Raw genomic sequence first — 17,030 nt, 5'->3', positions numbered from 1 at the left:
ACCCATAAAAATCACTCAGATTGCCGGGCCTGCTGTCATGTCACTCGCCGTGAGGCTGACATCCTCTGGGAAAATTAGCGGTTACGTTATCATGCTCGATACAAACAATTTAAGCTTTCGACAGCTATATTTGTTATTGGGCGAACATGGCTGCTTTAGGCATCGGTATCAAGAACAGTGTAAGTGAAACTATTTACAGTTCCTTAAAAGCACTTAATAGTGCCTGAATCTCACGCTGGACTGCTTGGTAAGAACTATCAATTTCATCGTTGTGATTCAAATGAAGGTGCATTTCGAGGTTTGCAATTGCGGCCTTCAACCTAGGTGTTCCACTGTAACACAGTGCACTATGGAGTTTGTGCACGGCTTTCTCCAGACTCTCAAAGTCTCGTTCATCGTAAACCGACTCCATGGCGACTTGATGCTCTGGGATGTGGCTAATTAGCAAGCTAAGAAGTTCTTTTGCGACCTCAAGGTTGTTATCCATTAGCTTGGCACCCAATTCTAAATCGATTACCTTCACCTCATTTGCATTTTTCAAATCCGATTTTTTAATGTCAACCATAGAATGCTTTTTACCGCGAATCACAAAATCTTCGACAATTTGTTGGGCCTGTTTTCGCATGAGTGGCTTTGTTAAAAAGCCATCGAGATTGTCGTCTATATGCCCATTTTTTACTTGCACATCAGCATGGGCCGTCAATGCAAATATTGGCGTTCTATCTTCGATAAATTTTTCGATTTCACGAATGGATTTCGCGACATGGTAACCATCCATATCTGGCAAACCGATATCTAAATAAATGAGATCATACTTGCCCGATGCAAACAGTGAAATTGCCTGTTGCCCTGTCGAAGCAATATCCACTGAATAACCTAAGGAACCTAATTTTTCTTTAACCGCCTGCTGTACCCCAGGCTCATCTTCTACAACTAAGATATGAATAGGTGTTTTTCTATGAGCTGCTTGTTGTGATTCAGCAACAGGAGTGCTGTATTCCGATAGATTATCACGAACAGGTTGTTCTTCTTGATACGCCCTCATAAAACGTTCCTGATCCAAAGCGATAGAAAAAGGGATCACGCACGTAAACGTACTACCGATACCAGGCTGGCTATCAACCCTCACTTCACCACCCAACTGAGTCACATACTGTTTAACAATATATAATCCCAAACCCGTACCCTTGTGCGCCCCTTTGTAAGAGGGAACAATTCTAGTAAATAATTCAAAAATTTCTCTTTGTTTCTCACGAGGAATACCAATACCAGTATCTTCAACCACAATTTTAAGGTCAGCTCTATCCTGCTTCTGACTCATCATTTTAATTTCGATAACAACTTGGCCAGAATCCGTGAATTTAATCGCATTAGACACTAAATTTAAAATCACACGATGAAATAAAATTTTATTACCAATTAAATAATTCGGCACAGACTCATCAAAATCGACAATTAACTTTACCTTTTTCGCCTCAAATGTAGGCTTCATTAAATCAACCACTCGTGTGGCAATATCCAAAGGGTTAAATAACTGCTGATCTTCAATTATATTGTGATGCTCTAATTTAGCAATTTCAATAACTTCGTTTAGTAATTCCATTAAGCGTTCACTCGATTGCATAATATATTCAACGTTATGAATGTCTTTTGGATCCTTTAGTTTGTAAGCTAAGTTTTCAGCGGTGCTTAAAATGCCGCTCAACGGCGTTTTAAGATCGTGGCTCATGTTGGCTAGAAATGTAGACTTTGCACGATTAGACGATTCAGCTTGCTCTTTGGCGATTCGTAATTTTTCTTGGGTCAGCTTTAATTCGGTAATATCCAATGAATTGCCAATAACCCCAACAATATTATTACTCTCATCTCGCAAAGGCATTTTTACGCCTGTAAAATAAAGCGTTTCGCCCGAAGGAATTCTGAGAGACTCATCAAAGTTTAATGTCTGACCGGTTTGTATGACTCTTTGGTCGTTGTCCATGACTTGTTTGGCAGCCTCGCCCCACAAATCGTAATCCGTTTTACCAATAATTTCTTTTGTACTCGACATTCCCGCTGTCTTTAACATGAAGTCATTGCAGCCTAAATATCGACCTTCCCGATCTTTCCAATAAAGGCTACCCGGTGTGCATGCAACAACTTTTTCTAAAAAGTAAGCGATGTTACTTGGAAAAACATCATCCATAAATTATCCATATTCTATACTCACCCACCAAACCCAGGACTAAAAGGAGTCTGACTATGTGAAGCTAATTTCTCCGGTTGTATACATGCCCCGGATGAACATTTTTTAATCCGTCTCAATTTTTGCCCCTCGCTAAGAGGAGCCCATGATGCCTGCAAAGGATGGTTAGGATTCATGTTGAAAAATGCTTCTATGATCTTACGCTGGTCATCTGGATCAGGCATATAAATCTTTGCAGATTGGACCAACTCTGGAGGGCGTGCGGCCCCTGCCATTATACAGCACATTAAGAGAGCGCGTGTTGCCCAAATATGCCATGGAGTAACACTATGAAGTTTTTTTCCCAGAAAATTAACAGGCGTTCCTAGTACCCGAATGCACGCTCCTTCTTCATTTACATATAAGACCTCTTTATAAGGGTCAGGTATTTGACCATATTTTTTAGTTTTCTCTTGAATCAAAGCTAGCAGCCTATTAAATTCTGTATCACTGGATGAAAGACTCACGTATGTCGTTGATTTGCTGCTATTAACGATAGTATCGAGAACTTCATCGTTAGCAGTAATGTCTGTTCCAGTAGTTCCAAAAATAACGTCTGCGTAAGCAATTACAACAGGTAAACTTTTATAGTGCTTTATACCTTTTAGACTGGTTCGTTTAGCACTCTTTTCTTCGTAGACAATCACCGAATAGCCACGCTCAACCATTTCTGCTGCAACCGATTGTCCCATTCGCCCAAATCCAACTACACCGATAGTCGGTTTTTTCCCAATTTGTAGTTGCACATTTTTGATAAGATCTTTTAATTTTTCAATAGCGACTTCTGCTACATAGGGGTATTCAAGCAACTTCGCGTATGATTCCGCCACATTAAATCCTGGAAAAGGCGGTGTATAAAACATTCTGTTCTTTGGTCCATAGGTTGTTTGCTCAATGAAATAAACAAAAGGATTAATACCATTATTAAAAAAATCGGATGTGATGCGAGGTGTTAATTCAAAACCATCATCCAAAATAGATACGTTACGAACCACACGAACCAGTTTAATTCTTTCAAGCGCTGCATCTACTGCACCCGATGCATTCTGATGAAGTGCCTCACTTCCCCCTCCTAGGACAAGCGGATGTTGGTCAGGTATAACGTGACAGCCAAGATCTTTCAAAGCCTGCTCAACTTCTAGGTTTGTCGAATAGCCCTTCCCTGCCAAAATGACATTCTCTGGTTTTAAACTATAGTGTTCCACCAAAAATTTTATCATCAGATAAGTGGTCCAAAGCTTGTGCTGCATACAAATGAGGACAGTATCTTCTAACAAACGAGGATTATCGCCTCCCCACCGAAATTTTGGTACTATCGATCCCCAGATCTCCTCTATATCAAAATTCTTCTCGCTATATTTATTTGGAGATGCATGAAATAGACGTGATGTTCCACCAAAAAATAATCCTTTCGGCCAAGGGTTTTCTTGTAAAGACGTATTGAATTGACCTGATGGAATCCTCAAATTAACTGGATTTACAAGAGTGTGATAACTTTTTGGGTTCCTGTTCTGAGCAAGCATTGCAAGCCAATGTGCTGAAAGTAATTTCGAGCACAGGTTTTCTTGTGAAAACCTATTAAACTGACGTGATGGGTTCCCAAAATTAGCTGGATTTACAAGAGTGTGATTTAAACTTGTTGGCCTTGGGTCCGCCTTCTGAGCAAGCATTGCAAGCCAACGCGGTGACTGAAGTTGAGATGATTTAGTGAGACTTCCTGTTATTGCACTTCTCATGACTTATCTTCCAATAATTGCTGATAATTAATTTGATCATACCTGAAAAAATAGCTTTATATCTAAAATTCATTAATATTAATTTAATTTAATTTAATTTAGGTAAATATCGAATCTAGCACTTAATTTAATTTTTTCTTAAGAAAATATTAAGAGTAGGATACTGTTTGATAACCCCTCCTATGAATAAATATAACTTCCTTTTACTTGTAAATGAAAGATAGCGAATCAAATTAAATGGGCCGTATAGGATTTGAACCTATGACCAACGGATTAAAAGTCCGCTGCTCTACCAGCTGAGCTAACGGCCCACGTAAAGAACTAGATTTACCAAACATCCCTGTTTTAGTCTTGCATTTTTCTAAACGCACACTGCCCGACCTACTGTCGGGCGTCCCTCAGTAATGTTGACCCACTCGGGCTAGCGGCTCGAGTGACATCTAGACCCAGCATGATAACTATTTCTCTCAAAATGACAAGTGATAATCTCTAAAAAATGACTGGCCTGGGCAACCTCCTTGGTGGTAAGGCCTGTTCTGCGCCTCAGGAGCGTCGGCTGTGCAGGAAGTTGCTGGGAAAAATTAACGAGCCAGCGCAGTGTATAGATAATACATGAGCATGGCGAGGCTCACTTTTCACAGCAAATTACCCACAAATGGCGCTCCACACCCAGAGGGCACATGATTACAAAGAAAGTAACGTACTCAACCGTACTTCGGAGCGTCAGTTGTGCGGGAAGTTGCTGGGAAAAATTAACGAGCCAGCGCAGTGTATAGATAATACATGAGCATGGCGAGACTCATTTTTCACAGTAAATTACCCACAAATGGCGCTCCACATCCAGAGGGCACATAACTACAGAATATTGACCTCTGGAGTGAGGCGGATCCCAAACTTATCAAAAACAGACTGCTGAATCGCCTCAGCGAGCGCCTTTAGCTCCATGCCACTACCACCGCCATAATTAACAAGCACGAGCGCCTGCCTATCATGAACGCCGATATTCCTAAGCCGCTTGCCCTTCCAACCACAATGTTCAATCAACCAAGCAGCCGGCACTTTGACATGGCTATTGGCGTCCGGATAATGTGGTACGTCCTCAAAATGAGTTCGCAGCGTGGCAAGCTCTTCCTGAGTAATCACAGGATTCTTGAAGAAACTACCCGCATTAGCGATTTTCTTGGGGTCCGGTAACTTACTTTGACGAATGTGAATTACCGCATCACTGATCGCCCGAATACTTAAGTGTTTCTCATCGATTCCTCTTTGAGACAACACCTCTTTAATCGCACCATAACTGATATTAAATAGGGGACGTTTATTCAAGCGTAATGTAACGGTCGTGATCGCATAGCGTCCCCTTTGTTCGTTTTTAAAAATACTATCGCGATAGCCAAAATGACACGCTTTATGGCTAAAAACCTGAGTAGCGCCATCCGTCAGTGATATCGCCTCTAACTGCTCAAAGACATCTTTAATTTCAACACCGTAAGCGCCGATATTTTGCATCGGTGCTGCGCCAATACTGCCGGGGATCAATGATAAATTCTCAACCCCTGCATAATCATGTACTAAACAATACAACACGAATCGATGCCAATTTTCACCCGCACCCACTTTCAACCAAACATGATCTTTATTTTCATCCGTTTTTTCAATACCGGGAATATTATTTTTGATCACGAGCCCGTCAATATTTTGTGTTAGCAGGATGTTGCTTCCCTCACCCAATACAACTTTGGCCATTGCTTGCCACTGCGATTGTGCCACCAACTCACTGAGCTCGGGAGCAGAGTCAACGCTCACAAAATACTGTGCATTGACATCAATACCGAACGTATTAAGCCCCACCAGCGAGCGATTGTTTTGAATGCCTGTCATGGGGTGAATTATACCTGAAATACGGTATTGATGCGCCTTTAAAAATTAACAATAATCTTGAGGGCCTCTTTAGAAATCTATTTTCAGCTAATTAAATAGCTTTCAATTGCGGCAGAGAGACTGGGGTTACTGTTTTGCGGGCGTAAGTACCATGGATGTACTTAACAGCCAAGGAGGGCGATTCCCGAAAAACAGTAACCCCAATCACGATAAGCAAGCAATTGAAATCAATACAATGTGTTATGGTTTAAAAAAGAATTTCAAGAGGAAGCCCTTAACCATGCGATATAATGACGGATACAGCTTGATTGAGTTATTGGTAACACTAGCCATCATTGTGATTTTGGCGAGCGTAGCCTACCCCATTTACACGCACCATATCATGAGCGCACGCCGCAAACACGCCGAAGTGATGCTGCTATCCTTGGCCGAACGGATGGAGAATTATCACAGCGTTCATGGCGATTATCAGCATGCCACACTAGCCGCATTAAAAATAAATACACAGGACGGTTCTTTAAAAACTCAGTCAACTATTGACTCATATGCTTCTATAATAGAGTTATTCAGAAAGCTTGTTGGAATAATTGATTGAAGGTTTGAAATTTAGATAGAATTGTCCTGAGATTTTTATTTTTTTCTCTAAAAAACTGCTGTATTTCTTCAAAGACTGTACAAAACCGTAATGCGCACCGATGCGAGCCATGGAGAGGCGAAGCCGATGGCGAGTATTCCGCGGCAGCCGCCGATTTTTGACAGAGCGGAGTGCCGAAGGAACGGAGTTCCGTAGGCAGCGTAGCGAGTGGCAAAAATCTGTAGGCGGCGTCGAGTCATCTGGAGACAGTGCGCAGTCGGCCGCGAGGTCGCGGAGCGCTGTCGACGGGGACGTCCGCGGCTATTTAGGTTGTCGCGTATTGCGAGTCGATTATTGACAGGGATGCCAATAATCTATCACGAGCATCGCGACACACTTCAAATATATTCTTGAATCCCTTCATCACACGCATATGTGATTTGATGCCTCGATGGGATTGCTCAATACGATTATTCAAATAGTTATTATCCCGATGGTCGGTATACTCACCAAAGACAGCTTGGATCGCAGGATAAAGGGCGGGCTCTTTATCAGTCGTGATTTGCTCAGGATAAATGCCACTCGTTTTAGCCGCCTGCTTGAAGAAGTTTTCTGCGGCCTGCTGATCTCGTACATCACTTAAATAGACATCGATCAAATCGCCCTTTTCATCAATCGCCCTGTAAAAATAACACCAACGGCCTTCAATACGTAAATAAGTACAATCGACGTGCCAACGGTCATTGGATTTTTGATACCGGCGTGCCCGTAATCTCATCCCAAGCGCCGGACCAAAACGATGCACCCAATTATGAACCGTTTGATGCGTTACATGAAAACCCCGCATCACCATTAACGCAACTACATCGTGGAGACTGACTTTAAACTGATAATAATACTGAACTACCGTCCTAACCACATCCGTTGGATACATGATAAAGTTCAACGCTGTGCCACTGCGTTGATTAAATTGCTTACCACAATCACTGCAAACAAACTGTTTATACCCTAAAGACGTCAGCTTTTTTAAACCCTTTGTAACACTTGAATCACAATGCGGACAATTCATACCGGTAGTCTCACTCAATCGTTCATTAAATGGACGAACAAAATACAGCATAGACTGAGATTTTACAAAACCGATAACTTCACCACTAGAGGCAGATAATACGCAGCCATCAATATGTACTTCCGCTCGCCCTTGAATGATATAAAACACCGATTCGTGTGCATGAGCATGCCGTTCGTTGTGACAACCCACAGGAATCTTAAGCAAGCGTGGATCTAGTACTCGACTGGGGCAATCATAACGCCCAACTGAAAATAACAGTTTAGATGATGTGTTTTTATTGCTGTAAAGCGGCGTTAATTTGTTATTGCCTTTTTGATAAATAACTTGAGCATCCGCCAACTCTGATTGATTAACAAGCGGTTGTAATAGCCCCAACAAACGATGCGCGCCATGGAGAGCGAAGCGAAGGCGCGTATTCCGCGGTAGGCTCGGATTTTTTGCCGAGCGTAAGCGACTGCAAAAAATCTTTACGAGCCGTCAAGTCATTTGAGAGCCCGTGCGTAGTCGAGCCGTGAGGTCGCGGAGCGCGGGCGACGAGGACGTCCGCGGCTATTTAAGTTGTCGCGTATTGCGAGTCGATTATTGACAGGGATGGCAATAATCTATCACGAGCATCGCGACACGCTTGTGACGATCAATCATAGCTTGGCGAAGCCGGCTAAAAAATTGATCACGGAGATCAAGTGCTCGCCTGATGGCATACTGACAACGCTCTAAACTAAACGGTTGACTCAGGTATGACACAGTCATTGCTTCCAATGTAGCTGCATGTGCGTCATCACATTCAATATGAATATTAAAAAAGAGCAAATCTTTTTCGGTCAATCCAACGCCTAATAAGGCTTTTTTAAATATTTGATACAATCTCGGAACAATAGCCTCAGTTGCAAAGGCAAGAATTGCGGCACAACTGTCCGCCTCGCCCTTTTGACAAAGGGCAATGTACTCGTGAGTAAATAACTTCGTGAATGGCTCAAATTCAATTTGCTCCATATGCTCAATCAATAAATTGTCATGCAGAAAACGTTTATAGATTTCAGAATGTCTATTTTTTGAGTCTTTCTCACCTGATTCTTCGGTAATCCCCCCACAAATTAGAGGTACTTAAAAGTAGAATTTTCTCGTAAACTAAACAGAGGAGATTCAAGATGAAAAAATCGAAGTACCCAGACAGCCAAATCATTTCGATACTGAAGCAAGCTGAAGGTGGAACACCCGTTCCCGATCTGTGCCGAGAGCATGGTATAAGCAATGCCACGTTCTATAAGTGGCGAGCCAAGTATGGTGGGATGGATGCATCCATGATGACGCGCTTAAAGGAGCTTGAAGAGGAAAATCGTCGCCTGAAAAAAATGTATGCTGAAGAACGCTTAAAAGCCGAGATCATTCAGGAGGCTATGCAAAAAAAGTGGTAAAGCCATCTCAGCGCAGAGAGATGGCAAGGAATTGCGTTAAGAATAAGAAAGTAAGCATCCGAGTTGCTTGCAAGGCATTTGCTATTAGTGAAACATGCTATCGTTATGAGCCGCTAGTATCGGATGAAAATACAGTGATTGCAGACTGGCTTATTCGGCTAACGAGCACATGGCTTAACTGGGGTTTTGGACTTTGCTTTTTATACTTACGTAACGTCAAAGGCTTTGCCTGGAACCACAAACGTGTTTACCGCATTTATCGAGAACTAGCGTTAAATCTAAGAATAAAGTCTAAAAAACGCTTCATGCGACGTAAACCAGAAGCGCTATGCACTCCAGACTCAGTAAACCAAGTATGGTCTATGGACTTTATGCATGATCAACTGGGCGACCAAAGATCCTACCGCTTGTTTAATGTTATTGATGACTACAATCGAGAAGGGCTTGGGATTGATGTTGACTTATCGCTTCCAGCTGATCGCGTGATACGAGCCCTTAATCAAATCATTGAGTGGCGAGGCAAACCGATTGCGCTGCGCTGCGATAATGGACCTGAATACATTAGCGGTAAGCTAATGGAATGGGCAGAAAAGAAAGGTATTGAGCTTTTTTATATTCAGCCTGGAAAACCCCAACAAAATGCGTACATTGAACGTTTTAATAGAACAGTGCGATATGACTGGCTTAACCAAGATATTTTTACAACGATAGAGGAGGTTCAACAAAAAGCCACCCGTTGGCTCTGGCATTATAATAACGAAAGACCTAATCGGGCGCTTGGTGGAATAACGCCAAGGCAAAAGCTGCTTCAAGCAGCATAACAAATTCTACTATTTTACACCCCTAAAAATGGGGGGATTACCCTTCCCATAAATTTTCAACCAACATTGCACGATGCTTGTCTTGATCATTATTCATCAGCGCAGCCCCAAGCAATCGTGTGAAATTTCTGGAAAAATAGTAGTACTGAGAAAACAAGAACTGACAATCTTGAAAGCTTAGCTCAGCATTTTCACAAGCTATTAATAAGGGATTATGCCAAATCTTATGCCTATTTTTGTCTTGATTGAGAACATCGAGGTAGACATCATTAGGTTGTAAAACTGAATTTAACGCCAACATATTAGCCTCTTGTTGCATGATAATAAGATCCTTTAACTGTCACTCAAAGAAAATGTATATTTCTGATATTTCAGTATTATCTACGTGATTCAACAACACCTTTTTTCACCTCGACTTCCTTCGCTACAGAAATATTGATAATTTCAATTTTCTGAAACACCTCATCAACACCAAAAATTAATTTTAGTATTTCATGTCCCTGGTGAAAAACTCGTACTCCTTCACCAAAATTAATGAATAGCTTTTTCATCGTCCCTACACCTTCCAAGTTCTGATTCGTTTTAGAATTTTTATGCTGACATGCTAGTTCCAAAAAACCGGCCTGTCAACTACAAAAGTAATATACTTTACCAAATGAATTAAATTTGTTTAATTTTATTTCATCATCTGGCAAAAAATAGACATCCTCACGTTTCAAATGCGCTAGTTATGGGAGCTTGCTTAAATTTTCCTTTTAACACATAATTACTATGGTAATTGAAGCTGAAGACAAGAAATGGCAACCATCAATACACTTTATCTAAAACAGAAATCCGGTGAAGTATTTATCAATAACTTGCATCACCTTATGCTTGAGAACAGTATTACAGAGGCTGAATTAGCAAGACGCACCAAAATTCCACAACCCACGCTACATAAAATACTAACTGGAAAAACTGCAGACCCAAGAGTTTCAACGCTACAATCTCTAGCAAATTACTTTGGCCTAACTGTTGATGAACTCTTCACCGGGTTAGAGATAGCAAAACGAACACAGACCAATACACAATCGATACCAATCATATCATGGAGCGACTCCATTCAAGGCTTGAGCCTCTTGAACAAACTATCACCTAGTAACTGGGATGAATGGATAGTCACGGAATCTATAGCAAAAAATGCCTTTGGACTCGAAAGCAAGCCCTCTATGGAACCACGTTTTCCCAAAAAAACTATACTAATCATCGATCCAAGTACCTGTTCTAAAGATGGTGATTTGGTTATAGTGCATTACCCAAATACCGAAGAGGCCACTCTAAGGGAACTCTCTATTGATGGGCCCAATCAGATGCTTTTGCCAATAAAACCTAATTTACCGACGGATAAATTGACGGATGACTTCAAAATACTTGGCGTTGTTGTGCAGTCTCGATTTTCATATGGAAAGTAGCTACATGCTTGGCTACACAGCTTCAGTGATCTTCCCTCACTTTACCGGACACATTTTTTTTCGATTTTACGCAGCACATTCAAGCGCAACAGGGGTCTTGTAGTCAATAGCTGAATGCATTCTTCTGTGATTGTAATAGCCTTCAATATACTGAAAAAGACTTTGCCTTGCTTCAGCGCGTGTTGTGTAATCATTCACATGCACAAGTTCCGTTTTTAGGGTATGGAAAAAACTTTCTGCAATGGCATTATCCCAACAATTAGCCTTTCTGCTCATTGAACCAATCAGCTTGTTTTGCTTGATGATTTCCCTATATTTTTTCGAACAATATTGACTGCCCCGATCAGAGTGTATAATCACTTGCTTTGGATATTTTCGTTTGAATAACGCCATCAATAACGCATCACACACTAAATCTTGTTTCATGCTTTTATTCATTGACGAGCCAATAACCGAACGTGAATGCACATCGATAACCACCGCTAAATACAACCAACCTTCACGGGTTGGAATGTACGTCAGATCACTCACCCATTTTTGATTGATCGCCGTTGTCGTGAAATCTCTCTTTACAATATTCTCAAAAATAGGCTTGTTGTGACCCGAGTCTGTGGTTATTTTAAATCTACGCTTGGCAAGTGCTTTTAAGCCCATGGAGCGCATACGCCGCTCAATACGCGTGTGACTGCAGGAAATCGATTCCGCTTGCAATGCACGAGTTATACGTGGTGAACCGTAACGTTGTTTGTTTCTCATATAAATTACCTTAATTTTTTCATCTAATTGTTGGTTTGCTTGCTCACGTGGGCTCATAGGTCGCGATAGCCAGTCATAATAACCACTACGACTGACACCCAGTACATATCACATAGCAAGTTAATTCCAAATAGTTGGGCGTGCTTTTGAATAAAGCTGTACTTCACTCGAGTTCTTTCGCGAAGTACGTGGCCGCCTTTTTTAGAATGGCTTTCTCCTGTTCCAGTCGTGCCAGTCGCTTCTTAAGCTGTTGATTTTATTCAATGAGTTCCCCTATGTTGACCGGTTGCTTTGCGCTGGGATGAATCACTTCACCACTCTTCCTGGCTTTATCCACCCAGGTGTGGAGGGTCGCTTCGGGCATGCCTAAGTCTTTTGCAGCGCTTAACACGGAAGGAGAACTGAGTGCTAGATGGATTGCTTCTTGTTTAAATTCCGGTGTGTATTTTCGAGTCTTCTTTGTCATGAGATCACCTCTTTGTTACTTCATATTGGACTTTGGATAAATAAAATCCCTTGCCAGTTAGGACAATAATCAAAAAATGTGAGTTTCTAAATCTTAAGCTGTTTTTTGCAGCAATTCGTAGAATTTCTCAGGTGTAAAATTTATTTTATCCAACCATGATTTTACTATCCCAATCAAATCCTCTATTTTTTCAGGGTCTGAGTTTTGCGTCTTTTCTTCAGTCCTCTGAATCGTTTTAATTTTTGAGTTGCTATTTTTGAAAATAGCAGGATGTCGCGTGCGTTTCCCCTGCGTATCACCTTTGGTTCTGCCTTGCGGATTACCGCGTGGTTTGCAGAGATTAGCAGGCGTGCCAACGGTATCAAGCACCGTAGAAAAACCCCGTTGCGTTTGTGAAGGGGTCGCAGTTATTGATGGTTTTTCGTTATCCACTTGGAAGCTCGGCAAATACCGCTCCCATTTTTTCGGTAAAATCGGGGCAAGATTCCTCGCTAGATAAAGTTGCGTATACGCTAATGCTGTCATCCGCCACCAATCTTCTTCGTGCTTAACATCCGGTGTTTGGTATCGGTCAAATAACAGTTTGTCTTTACCAAAACGAAAGTAGTGTTCAATGTCATAGCGTCTATCGTAATAGTGATACGCTTCTAATGCTGTGATTTCATTACGTCGTTCACCAGCGAGTCCTAACCAGAGTGGATTTTTATATAAAGATTTACCGTTAGCATCAACCGCAACCAATTGCACAACAGTAACAGGATGCTCATATCCTTTAAATTGCTTTGAACCACGCAGTAATTGGTCACGCCATATTTTAATCTCCAATTGGTAAGTTTTGCCACTGCGGGTTGTAATGGGTTGCTGCACAATCTCATCGGATTCACGGTGAGTCGTGCTGTCGTTTAGTTTCATCGCATCACCATAGCGTTTTATACTTCCTGAGGTATTATCTTCTATTGATGCGGGCGCGAAAACATTACGGGTACTGTTAAAACGGAAAAGATGTACCCAATTGGGATTTTCGCTAACCAGTTTACGGCAAGCTTCTGTACCATATTTTGAATCAGCCACGCTAACCACCAATTTATGAGTAAGCGCTAAGTCTGCAATACAACGGTTAATTTGCTGCATCCCAACTACATTGCCTTTTTCATCGCTTTTAACGCGCCTCGTATCCAGTGGAACTAACCAATGCTTTTCTTGAGCTGCACCATCATTGGGCAATAGTGATACCGTTGAATATTCATGTCCAATGGTAATCGGTTTGTTACCCGGTGCTGGATTAGGGCTGTAAACCACATGGCGATCTTCAACACAGTGTGCACTTTGACGCGACTGTGGTGTCGTATCCGCAATAATGATCACACGGTCATCGCTATGACTCACATGTTCATATTGTATTTTCATCATGCTATCCCAACAATTTGCTACCGACAAACCATCGCTAATCGCATCGGTAATACTACTGTATTCACGTTCAAAGTATGGCGATTCACATAATTCTATGGGTGTTTTGCAGCGATGGCCATGGCTTGAAAGGGCATCGAGTAAATTCATATTGGCATCGCGTCGCGCGGGGAAGATGTTGTAGAGGAATGTACGGAATTGTTTTAGTTTTTCTGTCGCTAACATCGTTTGTTCCTTATTTTATTTTTTCGAACAAACGTTGTTTACAACGTAAAATTTTTTTTCGGTTTCTATGTCAAGCAATTTTTAATTATTTTTATAAATTTATCCAAAGTCCAATATGCTGTCGAGCTCAATGAACAGCCTGGCTATTTGTACACGCTGGTAGAGCATCAACGAAAGCCCGATCCTCTGATGCCTTACCGGATTTTGCGCTATCAATTGCGTATCATGGACCAACACCTGAAAAAACATCATACGCAAACACTGCCGGTGATTGTGCCTTTAGTCTTCTATAACGGGGAACAGTTATATCCCTATTCCACAGACCTCTTTGACTTATTTGGTGATCACGCTCAGCTTGCACGACAGACGCTGCTTGAACCTTTCACCTTGGTGGATGTGACCCAAATTCCAGATGAAAAACTCAAGCAACTCCAGTGGGCCGGGATTATGGAATTCACCCAAAAGCATATCTTTGCACGGGACTTTATGCCCTTTTTGAGGGAGCTAATCCCCCTGCTCAAGCGCTTGCATGAGGCGGGAGCGCAAGACTATCTCCTCAGCACACTCACCTATCTCTTCCAAGCCGATATTGAAAATCCAGCCGAAGTCGCTACAATAATAGGTAATGAAGTATCTAGGTCCCTGGGAGAAGAACTCATGTCATTAGCTGAAAAACTCGAACACCGCGGATTTCAAAAAGGTATCGTTGAAGGCGAGACGATTGGCCTTCAAAAAGGTCGAGCTGAAGGTCGCTCTGAGGGCGAGATACACGCACAGCATCAGATTGCACGCAATATGTTAGCTCAACAAGCTGACCCTCTTTTTGTTTCTAAAGTTACGGGCTTATCCCTAGAAGAGATTCAGGCATTGAGCCAAGACGATTCTACTGATCAGTAATATTCCAACCCTGTGTAAATGCTCGTGATAGGAAAAGCATGTGATCTGTAAATCTTTCTTATTTTGCTCATTAAAATTTACCGGAGTTCCGTGTATCCCAGTAAGCATTCATGGCTTCTTGTAGTGCGGTATAGGTGCTTTCAAGTGTGATCTGCCCCGTCTTTAGTAGACACGCCTTTTAAGATCGACAAGCAAGCTGTTCATATTGTTCAGGTGACTGATACCCAAGATATGAATGCTTACGCTGACGATTATAAAACACTTCAATATAATCAAAAATAGATTTCTTTGCCTCCTCGCGTGTTTGATAGCGTTCGTGATAAGCACATTCTGTTTTCAACGAATGGAAAAAGCTTTCCATGGCAGCGTTATCCCAACAGTCTCCTTTTCGACTCATGCTGCATAAAATACTATAATCATTAAGCATTTTTTGAAACTTATCCGATGCGTATTGACTGCCACGATCTGAATGAAGCAGTAAATCCGAATGTGTTTTGCGCTGGAATAAAGCCATTCGTAATGAATCCATCAGTAGTGATTCTTTCAGTCGATCAGACATCGACCAACCAACAATTTTCCGAGAAAATAAATCCATAATGACTGATAAATAAAGCCAACCTTCCACTGTTGGAATATAGGTAATATCTGAAACCCACCGTTCGTTCGGTGTTTTTGCACAAAACTCTCGACCCAAGTGGTTCTCGTAGATCGGTTTATTATGTTTCGACTGTGTCGTCACTTTAAATTTTCTCCGTGTTTTAGGATGAATGCCATGGTTTCGCATCAGTCGAGCAACTCGGTGCTTTCCACAGCCTTCGCCCTGTTCACGCAAATCTGCATGGACACGACGATAGCCATAGGTGCGTCGGCTTCTCATGAAGCTCGCCGAAATCAGCGCCAATAGCCGTTTATCTTCGCGCTTCCGATGACTCTCAGCACGTTTACGCCAGGCGTAAAATCCAGCACGAGAAATGGAAAGCACTTGGCACATCGTTCGAATGCGAAAAATGTTCTGGTGTTCTTGCACGAACTGAAATTTTATTTCGTTTCTTTGAAAAAGAACTCTGTGGCCTTTTTTAGAATCTCCCGCTCCTCCTTCAAGCAGACATTCTCTTTACGTAGACGATTTAACTCTTCCAGCAGATTCGGTTCCTGACCTTGACCAGCTGGCGCTGATGGGGCTTTGTCTTTGGCTTGGCGGATCCAATAGTACAGGGTCGCGTCCTTTATCCCCAGGTCTCGGGCTGTCTTGGCCAACGGTTCGGTTGATGTTAATGCTAAGCGAATAGCTTCTTCTTTGAATGACTTATCGTATTGACTCATTTCTACACATCATTTGAATCGTAGTTTATCAAATTTAGTGTCTATTAATGGAGGGGCAGATCATCCCAGTCCAGCCTTGCAACGCTGCGCTTGCTCGCGTTGCTCCTTGGCTGGGCTTCAATTCCCGCTATTTCGCCGAATAAAAAAATAGCCCTTTTAGGGCCATTTTTTTATTGGTGGAGGCGGCGGGAATTGAACCCGCGTCCGCAAATCCGCTGCTCGCAGTTCTACATGTTTATTGTGTCATTCGTTTTAACTATCAGTCACCCGACACACAGGGTATAACTGATAGCGAGCTCTACTGGTTTAACTAACCGGTGATGAGCCATGCCGATTAGCGAGCTTGATGATATGACCATTGAAATCCAAGCTCACAAGCTTTGCGTGGCCAATGGGCTGCTGTCGGTTTTTAAGCGACACACAACGCTTTATTACGCAGCTACTGCTACTAAAGCGTCGTTGGCAGCAATAAATGGATTTGTGCCATTTATAGTGTTTGCAACTGATGGATTTACGAGCCTACGTTGCCGGCTCGACATGCACTTTGAGGTTTGTAATCCACGTCGAATCCAAGTCGCCCCCAAAGCTTCGCCTTTTCCGCCATTTCTTTGTTGCAGACTTTTCTGCGGGTGCTCATGTATTTTATATACATTGCGCGCCTCGAAAAGCCTGCGCCGCGAACTGGCGCAAAATGCTCGCTTTTTCGCTCTCTTCCTATTGAGACTGGTGATTATAAGCTCCTTGCTTGGAGCCGTAAACCCATTATACCGTGTAGGATAGGT

17 protein-coding genes, 1 tRNA gene and 1 other RNA gene are annotated in these 17,030 nt (G+C 42.1%); 4 read left to right on the top strand and 15 right to left on the bottom strand.

Features of this window, described 5'->3' with window-relative positions; genetic code table 11:
• Positions 1 to 193: 193 nt before the first annotated feature.
• From ACJMKR_RS02570 to murB, 4 genes are all read right to left on the bottom strand, one after another.
• A complete protein-coding gene (locus tag ACJMKR_RS02570; RefSeq protein ID WP_423063642.1) occupies positions 194 to 2,185 on the bottom strand; it encodes an ATP-binding protein in 1,992 nt (663 codons plus the stop codon).
• A 20-nt stretch (positions 2,186 to 2,205) separates the two neighbouring features.
• Positions 2,206 to 3,747 carry an NAD(P)-binding domain-containing protein gene (locus ACJMKR_RS02565; protein ID WP_423063641.1) on the bottom strand — a complete coding sequence of 514 codons (1,542 nt, stop codon included), beginning with the start codon at positions 3,745 to 3,747 and terminating at the stop codon, positions 2,206 to 2,208.
• Positions 3,748 to 4,198: 451 nt separating this feature from the next.
• Positions 4,199 to 4,271: transfer RNA gene (locus ACJMKR_RS02560), tRNA-Lys, on the bottom strand.
• A gap of 544 nt (positions 4,272 to 4,815) precedes the next feature.
• The gene (gene murB / locus ACJMKR_RS02555; RefSeq protein WP_423063640.1) at positions 4,816 to 5,841 is read right to left on the bottom strand and encodes a UDP-N-acetylmuramate dehydrogenase; all 1,026 of its coding nucleotides are present in this window, start codon (positions 5,839 to 5,841) and stop codon (positions 4,816 to 4,818) included.
• A gap of 151 nt (positions 5,842 to 5,992) precedes the next feature.
• Between murB and ACJMKR_RS02550 the strand changes: the two genes are divergently transcribed.
• Positions 5,993 to 6,436, top strand: a complete 444-nt coding sequence (locus tag ACJMKR_RS02550; protein ID WP_423063639.1) for a type IV pilin protein — start codon at positions 5,993 to 5,995, stop codon at positions 6,434 to 6,436.
• A 304-nt stretch (positions 6,437 to 6,740) separates the two neighbouring features.
• Here ACJMKR_RS02550 and ACJMKR_RS02545 read toward each other — a convergent pair whose 3' ends face one another.
• The 3 genes from ACJMKR_RS02545 to ACJMKR_RS02535 all read right to left on the bottom strand — a co-directional run bounded on the left by ACJMKR_RS02545 (position 6,741) and on the right by ACJMKR_RS02535 (position 8,522).
• Positions 6,741 to 7,865 carry an IS6 family transposase gene (locus ACJMKR_RS02545; RefSeq protein ID WP_423063638.1) on the bottom strand — a complete coding sequence of 375 codons (1,125 nt, stop codon included), beginning with the start codon at positions 7,863 to 7,865 and terminating at the stop codon, positions 6,741 to 6,743.
• Positions 7,837 to 7,968: a hypothetical protein gene (locus ACJMKR_RS02540; RefSeq protein WP_423063637.1), complete on the bottom strand. Its 132-nt coding sequence runs from the start codon at positions 7,966 to 7,968 to the stop codon at positions 7,837 to 7,839. Before ACJMKR_RS02540 ends, ACJMKR_RS02545 begins: the two co-directional genes overlap by 29 nt.
• 98 nt (positions 7,969 to 8,066) lie before the next feature.
• Complete coding sequence (locus tag ACJMKR_RS02535) at positions 8,067 to 8,522, bottom strand: iron-containing redox enzyme family protein (RefSeq protein ID WP_423064168.1); 456 nt, start codon at positions 8,520 to 8,522, stop codon at positions 8,067 to 8,069.
• Between the two features lie 113 nt (positions 8,523 to 8,635).
• Between ACJMKR_RS02535 and ACJMKR_RS02530 the strand changes: the two genes are divergently transcribed.
• Positions 8,636 to 9,723, top strand: a protein-coding gene (locus ACJMKR_RS02530) for an IS3 family transposase (RefSeq protein WP_423062609.1) whose coding sequence is annotated in 2 segments (ribosomal slippage) — positions 8,636 to 8,888 and positions 8,888 to 9,723 — 1,089 coding nt in all. Because the reading frame shifts where the segments join, the coding sequence is not laid out codon by codon here.
• A gap of 37 nt (positions 9,724 to 9,760) precedes the next feature.
• On the opposite strand, the gene ACJMKR_RS02525 is transcribed toward ACJMKR_RS02530, so the two are convergent.
• Positions 9,761 to 10,042, bottom strand: a complete 282-nt coding sequence (locus ACJMKR_RS02525) for a hypothetical protein (protein ID WP_423063636.1) — start codon at positions 10,040 to 10,042, stop codon at positions 9,761 to 9,763.
• A gap of 58 nt (positions 10,043 to 10,100) precedes the next feature.
• Positions 10,101 to 10,274 carry a hypothetical protein gene (locus ACJMKR_RS02520; protein ID WP_423063635.1) on the bottom strand — a complete coding sequence of 58 codons (174 nt, stop codon included), beginning with the start codon at positions 10,272 to 10,274 and terminating at the stop codon, positions 10,101 to 10,103.
• A 246-nt stretch (positions 10,275 to 10,520) separates the two neighbouring features.
• On the opposite strand from ACJMKR_RS02520, the gene ACJMKR_RS02515 reads away from it, so the two are divergent.
• On the top strand, positions 10,521 to 11,174 hold the full coding sequence (locus ACJMKR_RS02515) for a LexA family protein (RefSeq protein WP_423063634.1): 654 nt from the start codon (positions 10,521 to 10,523) through the stop codon (positions 11,172 to 11,174).
• Between the two features lie 66 nt (positions 11,175 to 11,240).
• On the opposite strand, the gene ACJMKR_RS02510 is transcribed toward ACJMKR_RS02515, so the two are convergent.
• The 3 genes from ACJMKR_RS02510 to ACJMKR_RS02500 form a co-directional block, all read right to left on the bottom strand.
• On the bottom strand, positions 11,241 to 11,987 hold the full coding sequence (locus ACJMKR_RS02510) for an IS3 family transposase (RefSeq protein ID WP_423063633.1): 747 nt from the start codon (positions 11,985 to 11,987) through the stop codon (positions 11,241 to 11,243).
• A 199-nt stretch (positions 11,988 to 12,186) separates the two neighbouring features.
• Positions 12,187 to 12,396: a transposase gene (locus ACJMKR_RS02505; protein WP_423062353.1), complete on the bottom strand. Its 210-nt coding sequence runs from the start codon at positions 12,394 to 12,396 to the stop codon at positions 12,187 to 12,189.
• Between the two features lie 93 nt (positions 12,397 to 12,489).
• Positions 12,490 to 14,028: a transposase gene (locus ACJMKR_RS02500; RefSeq protein ID WP_423062300.1), complete on the bottom strand. Its 1,539-nt coding sequence runs from the start codon at positions 14,026 to 14,028 to the stop codon at positions 12,490 to 12,492.
• 3 nt (positions 14,029 to 14,031) lie between these two features.
• Between ACJMKR_RS02500 and ACJMKR_RS02495 the strand changes: the two genes are divergently transcribed.
• A complete protein-coding gene (locus ACJMKR_RS02495; RefSeq protein ID WP_423063632.1) occupies positions 14,032 to 14,925 on the top strand; it encodes an Rpn family recombination-promoting nuclease/putative transposase in 894 nt (297 codons plus the stop codon).
• A 178-nt stretch (positions 14,926 to 15,103) separates the two neighbouring features.
• Here ACJMKR_RS02495 and ACJMKR_RS02490 read toward each other — a convergent pair whose 3' ends face one another.
• From ACJMKR_RS02490 to ssrA, 3 genes are all read right to left on the bottom strand, one after another.
• Positions 15,104 to 15,952 (bottom strand): IS3 family transposase, encoded by an 849-nt coding sequence (locus ACJMKR_RS02490; protein ID WP_423063631.1) that lies wholly within the window; start codon positions 15,950 to 15,952, stop codon positions 15,104 to 15,106.
• Between the two features lie 11 nt (positions 15,953 to 15,963).
• Entirely contained in the window at positions 15,964 to 16,248 is a 285-nt protein-coding gene (locus tag ACJMKR_RS02485) for a transposase (RefSeq protein WP_423063630.1), read from the bottom strand.
• Positions 16,249 to 16,422: 174 nt separating this feature from the next.
• Positions 16,423 to 16,830, bottom strand: a transfer-messenger RNA (tmRNA) gene (ssrA, locus tag ACJMKR_RS02480).
• Between the last annotated feature and the right edge of the window lie 200 nt (positions 16,831 to 17,030).

The sequence above is a fragment of the Candidiatus Paracoxiella cheracis genome, from assembly GCF_049348705.1.
Lineage (GTDB): Bacteria > Pseudomonadota > Gammaproteobacteria > Coxiellales > Coxiellaceae > Paracoxiella > Paracoxiella cheracis.
Note: the sequence above shows the minus strand (reverse complement) of the source record. Positions and strands in the feature narration are given on the sequence as shown.

Coding starts and splice junctions, on each gene's coding strand:
- ACJMKR_RS02570 (WP_423063642.1), bottom strand. CDS start 2,185: ATGGATGATGTTTTTCCAAGTAACATCGCTTACTTTTTAGAAAAAGTT.
- ACJMKR_RS02565 (WP_423063641.1), bottom strand. CDS start 3,747: ATGCTTGCTCAGAACAGGAACCCAAAAAGTTATCACACTCTTGTAAAT.
- murB (WP_423063640.1), bottom strand. CDS start 5,841: ATGACAGGCATTCAAAACAATCGCTCGCTGGTGGGGCTTAATACGTTC.
- ACJMKR_RS02550 (WP_423063639.1), top strand. CDS start 5,993: ATGGATGTACTTAACAGCCAAGGAGGGCGATTCCCGAAAAACAGTAAC.
- ACJMKR_RS02525 (WP_423063636.1), bottom strand. CDS start 10,042: ATGCAACAAGAGGCTAATATGTTGGCGTTAAATTCAGTTTTACAACCT.
- ACJMKR_RS02520 (WP_423063635.1), bottom strand. CDS start 10,274: ATGAAAAAGCTATTCATTAATTTTGGTGAAGGAGTACGAGTTTTTCAC.
- ACJMKR_RS02515 (WP_423063634.1), top strand. CDS start 10,521: ATGGCAACCATCAATACACTTTATCTAAAACAGAAATCCGGTGAAGTA.
- ACJMKR_RS02510 (WP_423063633.1), bottom strand. CDS start 11,987: ATGAGCCCACGTGAGCAAGCAAACCAACAATTAGATGAAAAAATTAAG.
- ACJMKR_RS02505 (WP_423062353.1), bottom strand. CDS start 12,396: ATGACAAAGAAGACTCGAAAATACACACCGGAATTTAAACAAGAAGCA.
- ACJMKR_RS02500 (WP_423062300.1), bottom strand. CDS start 14,028: ATGTTAGCGACAGAAAAACTAAAACAATTCCGTACATTCCTCTACAAC.
- ACJMKR_RS02485 (WP_423063630.1), bottom strand. CDS start 16,248: ATGAGTCAATACGATAAGTCATTCAAAGAAGAAGCTATTCGCTTAGCA.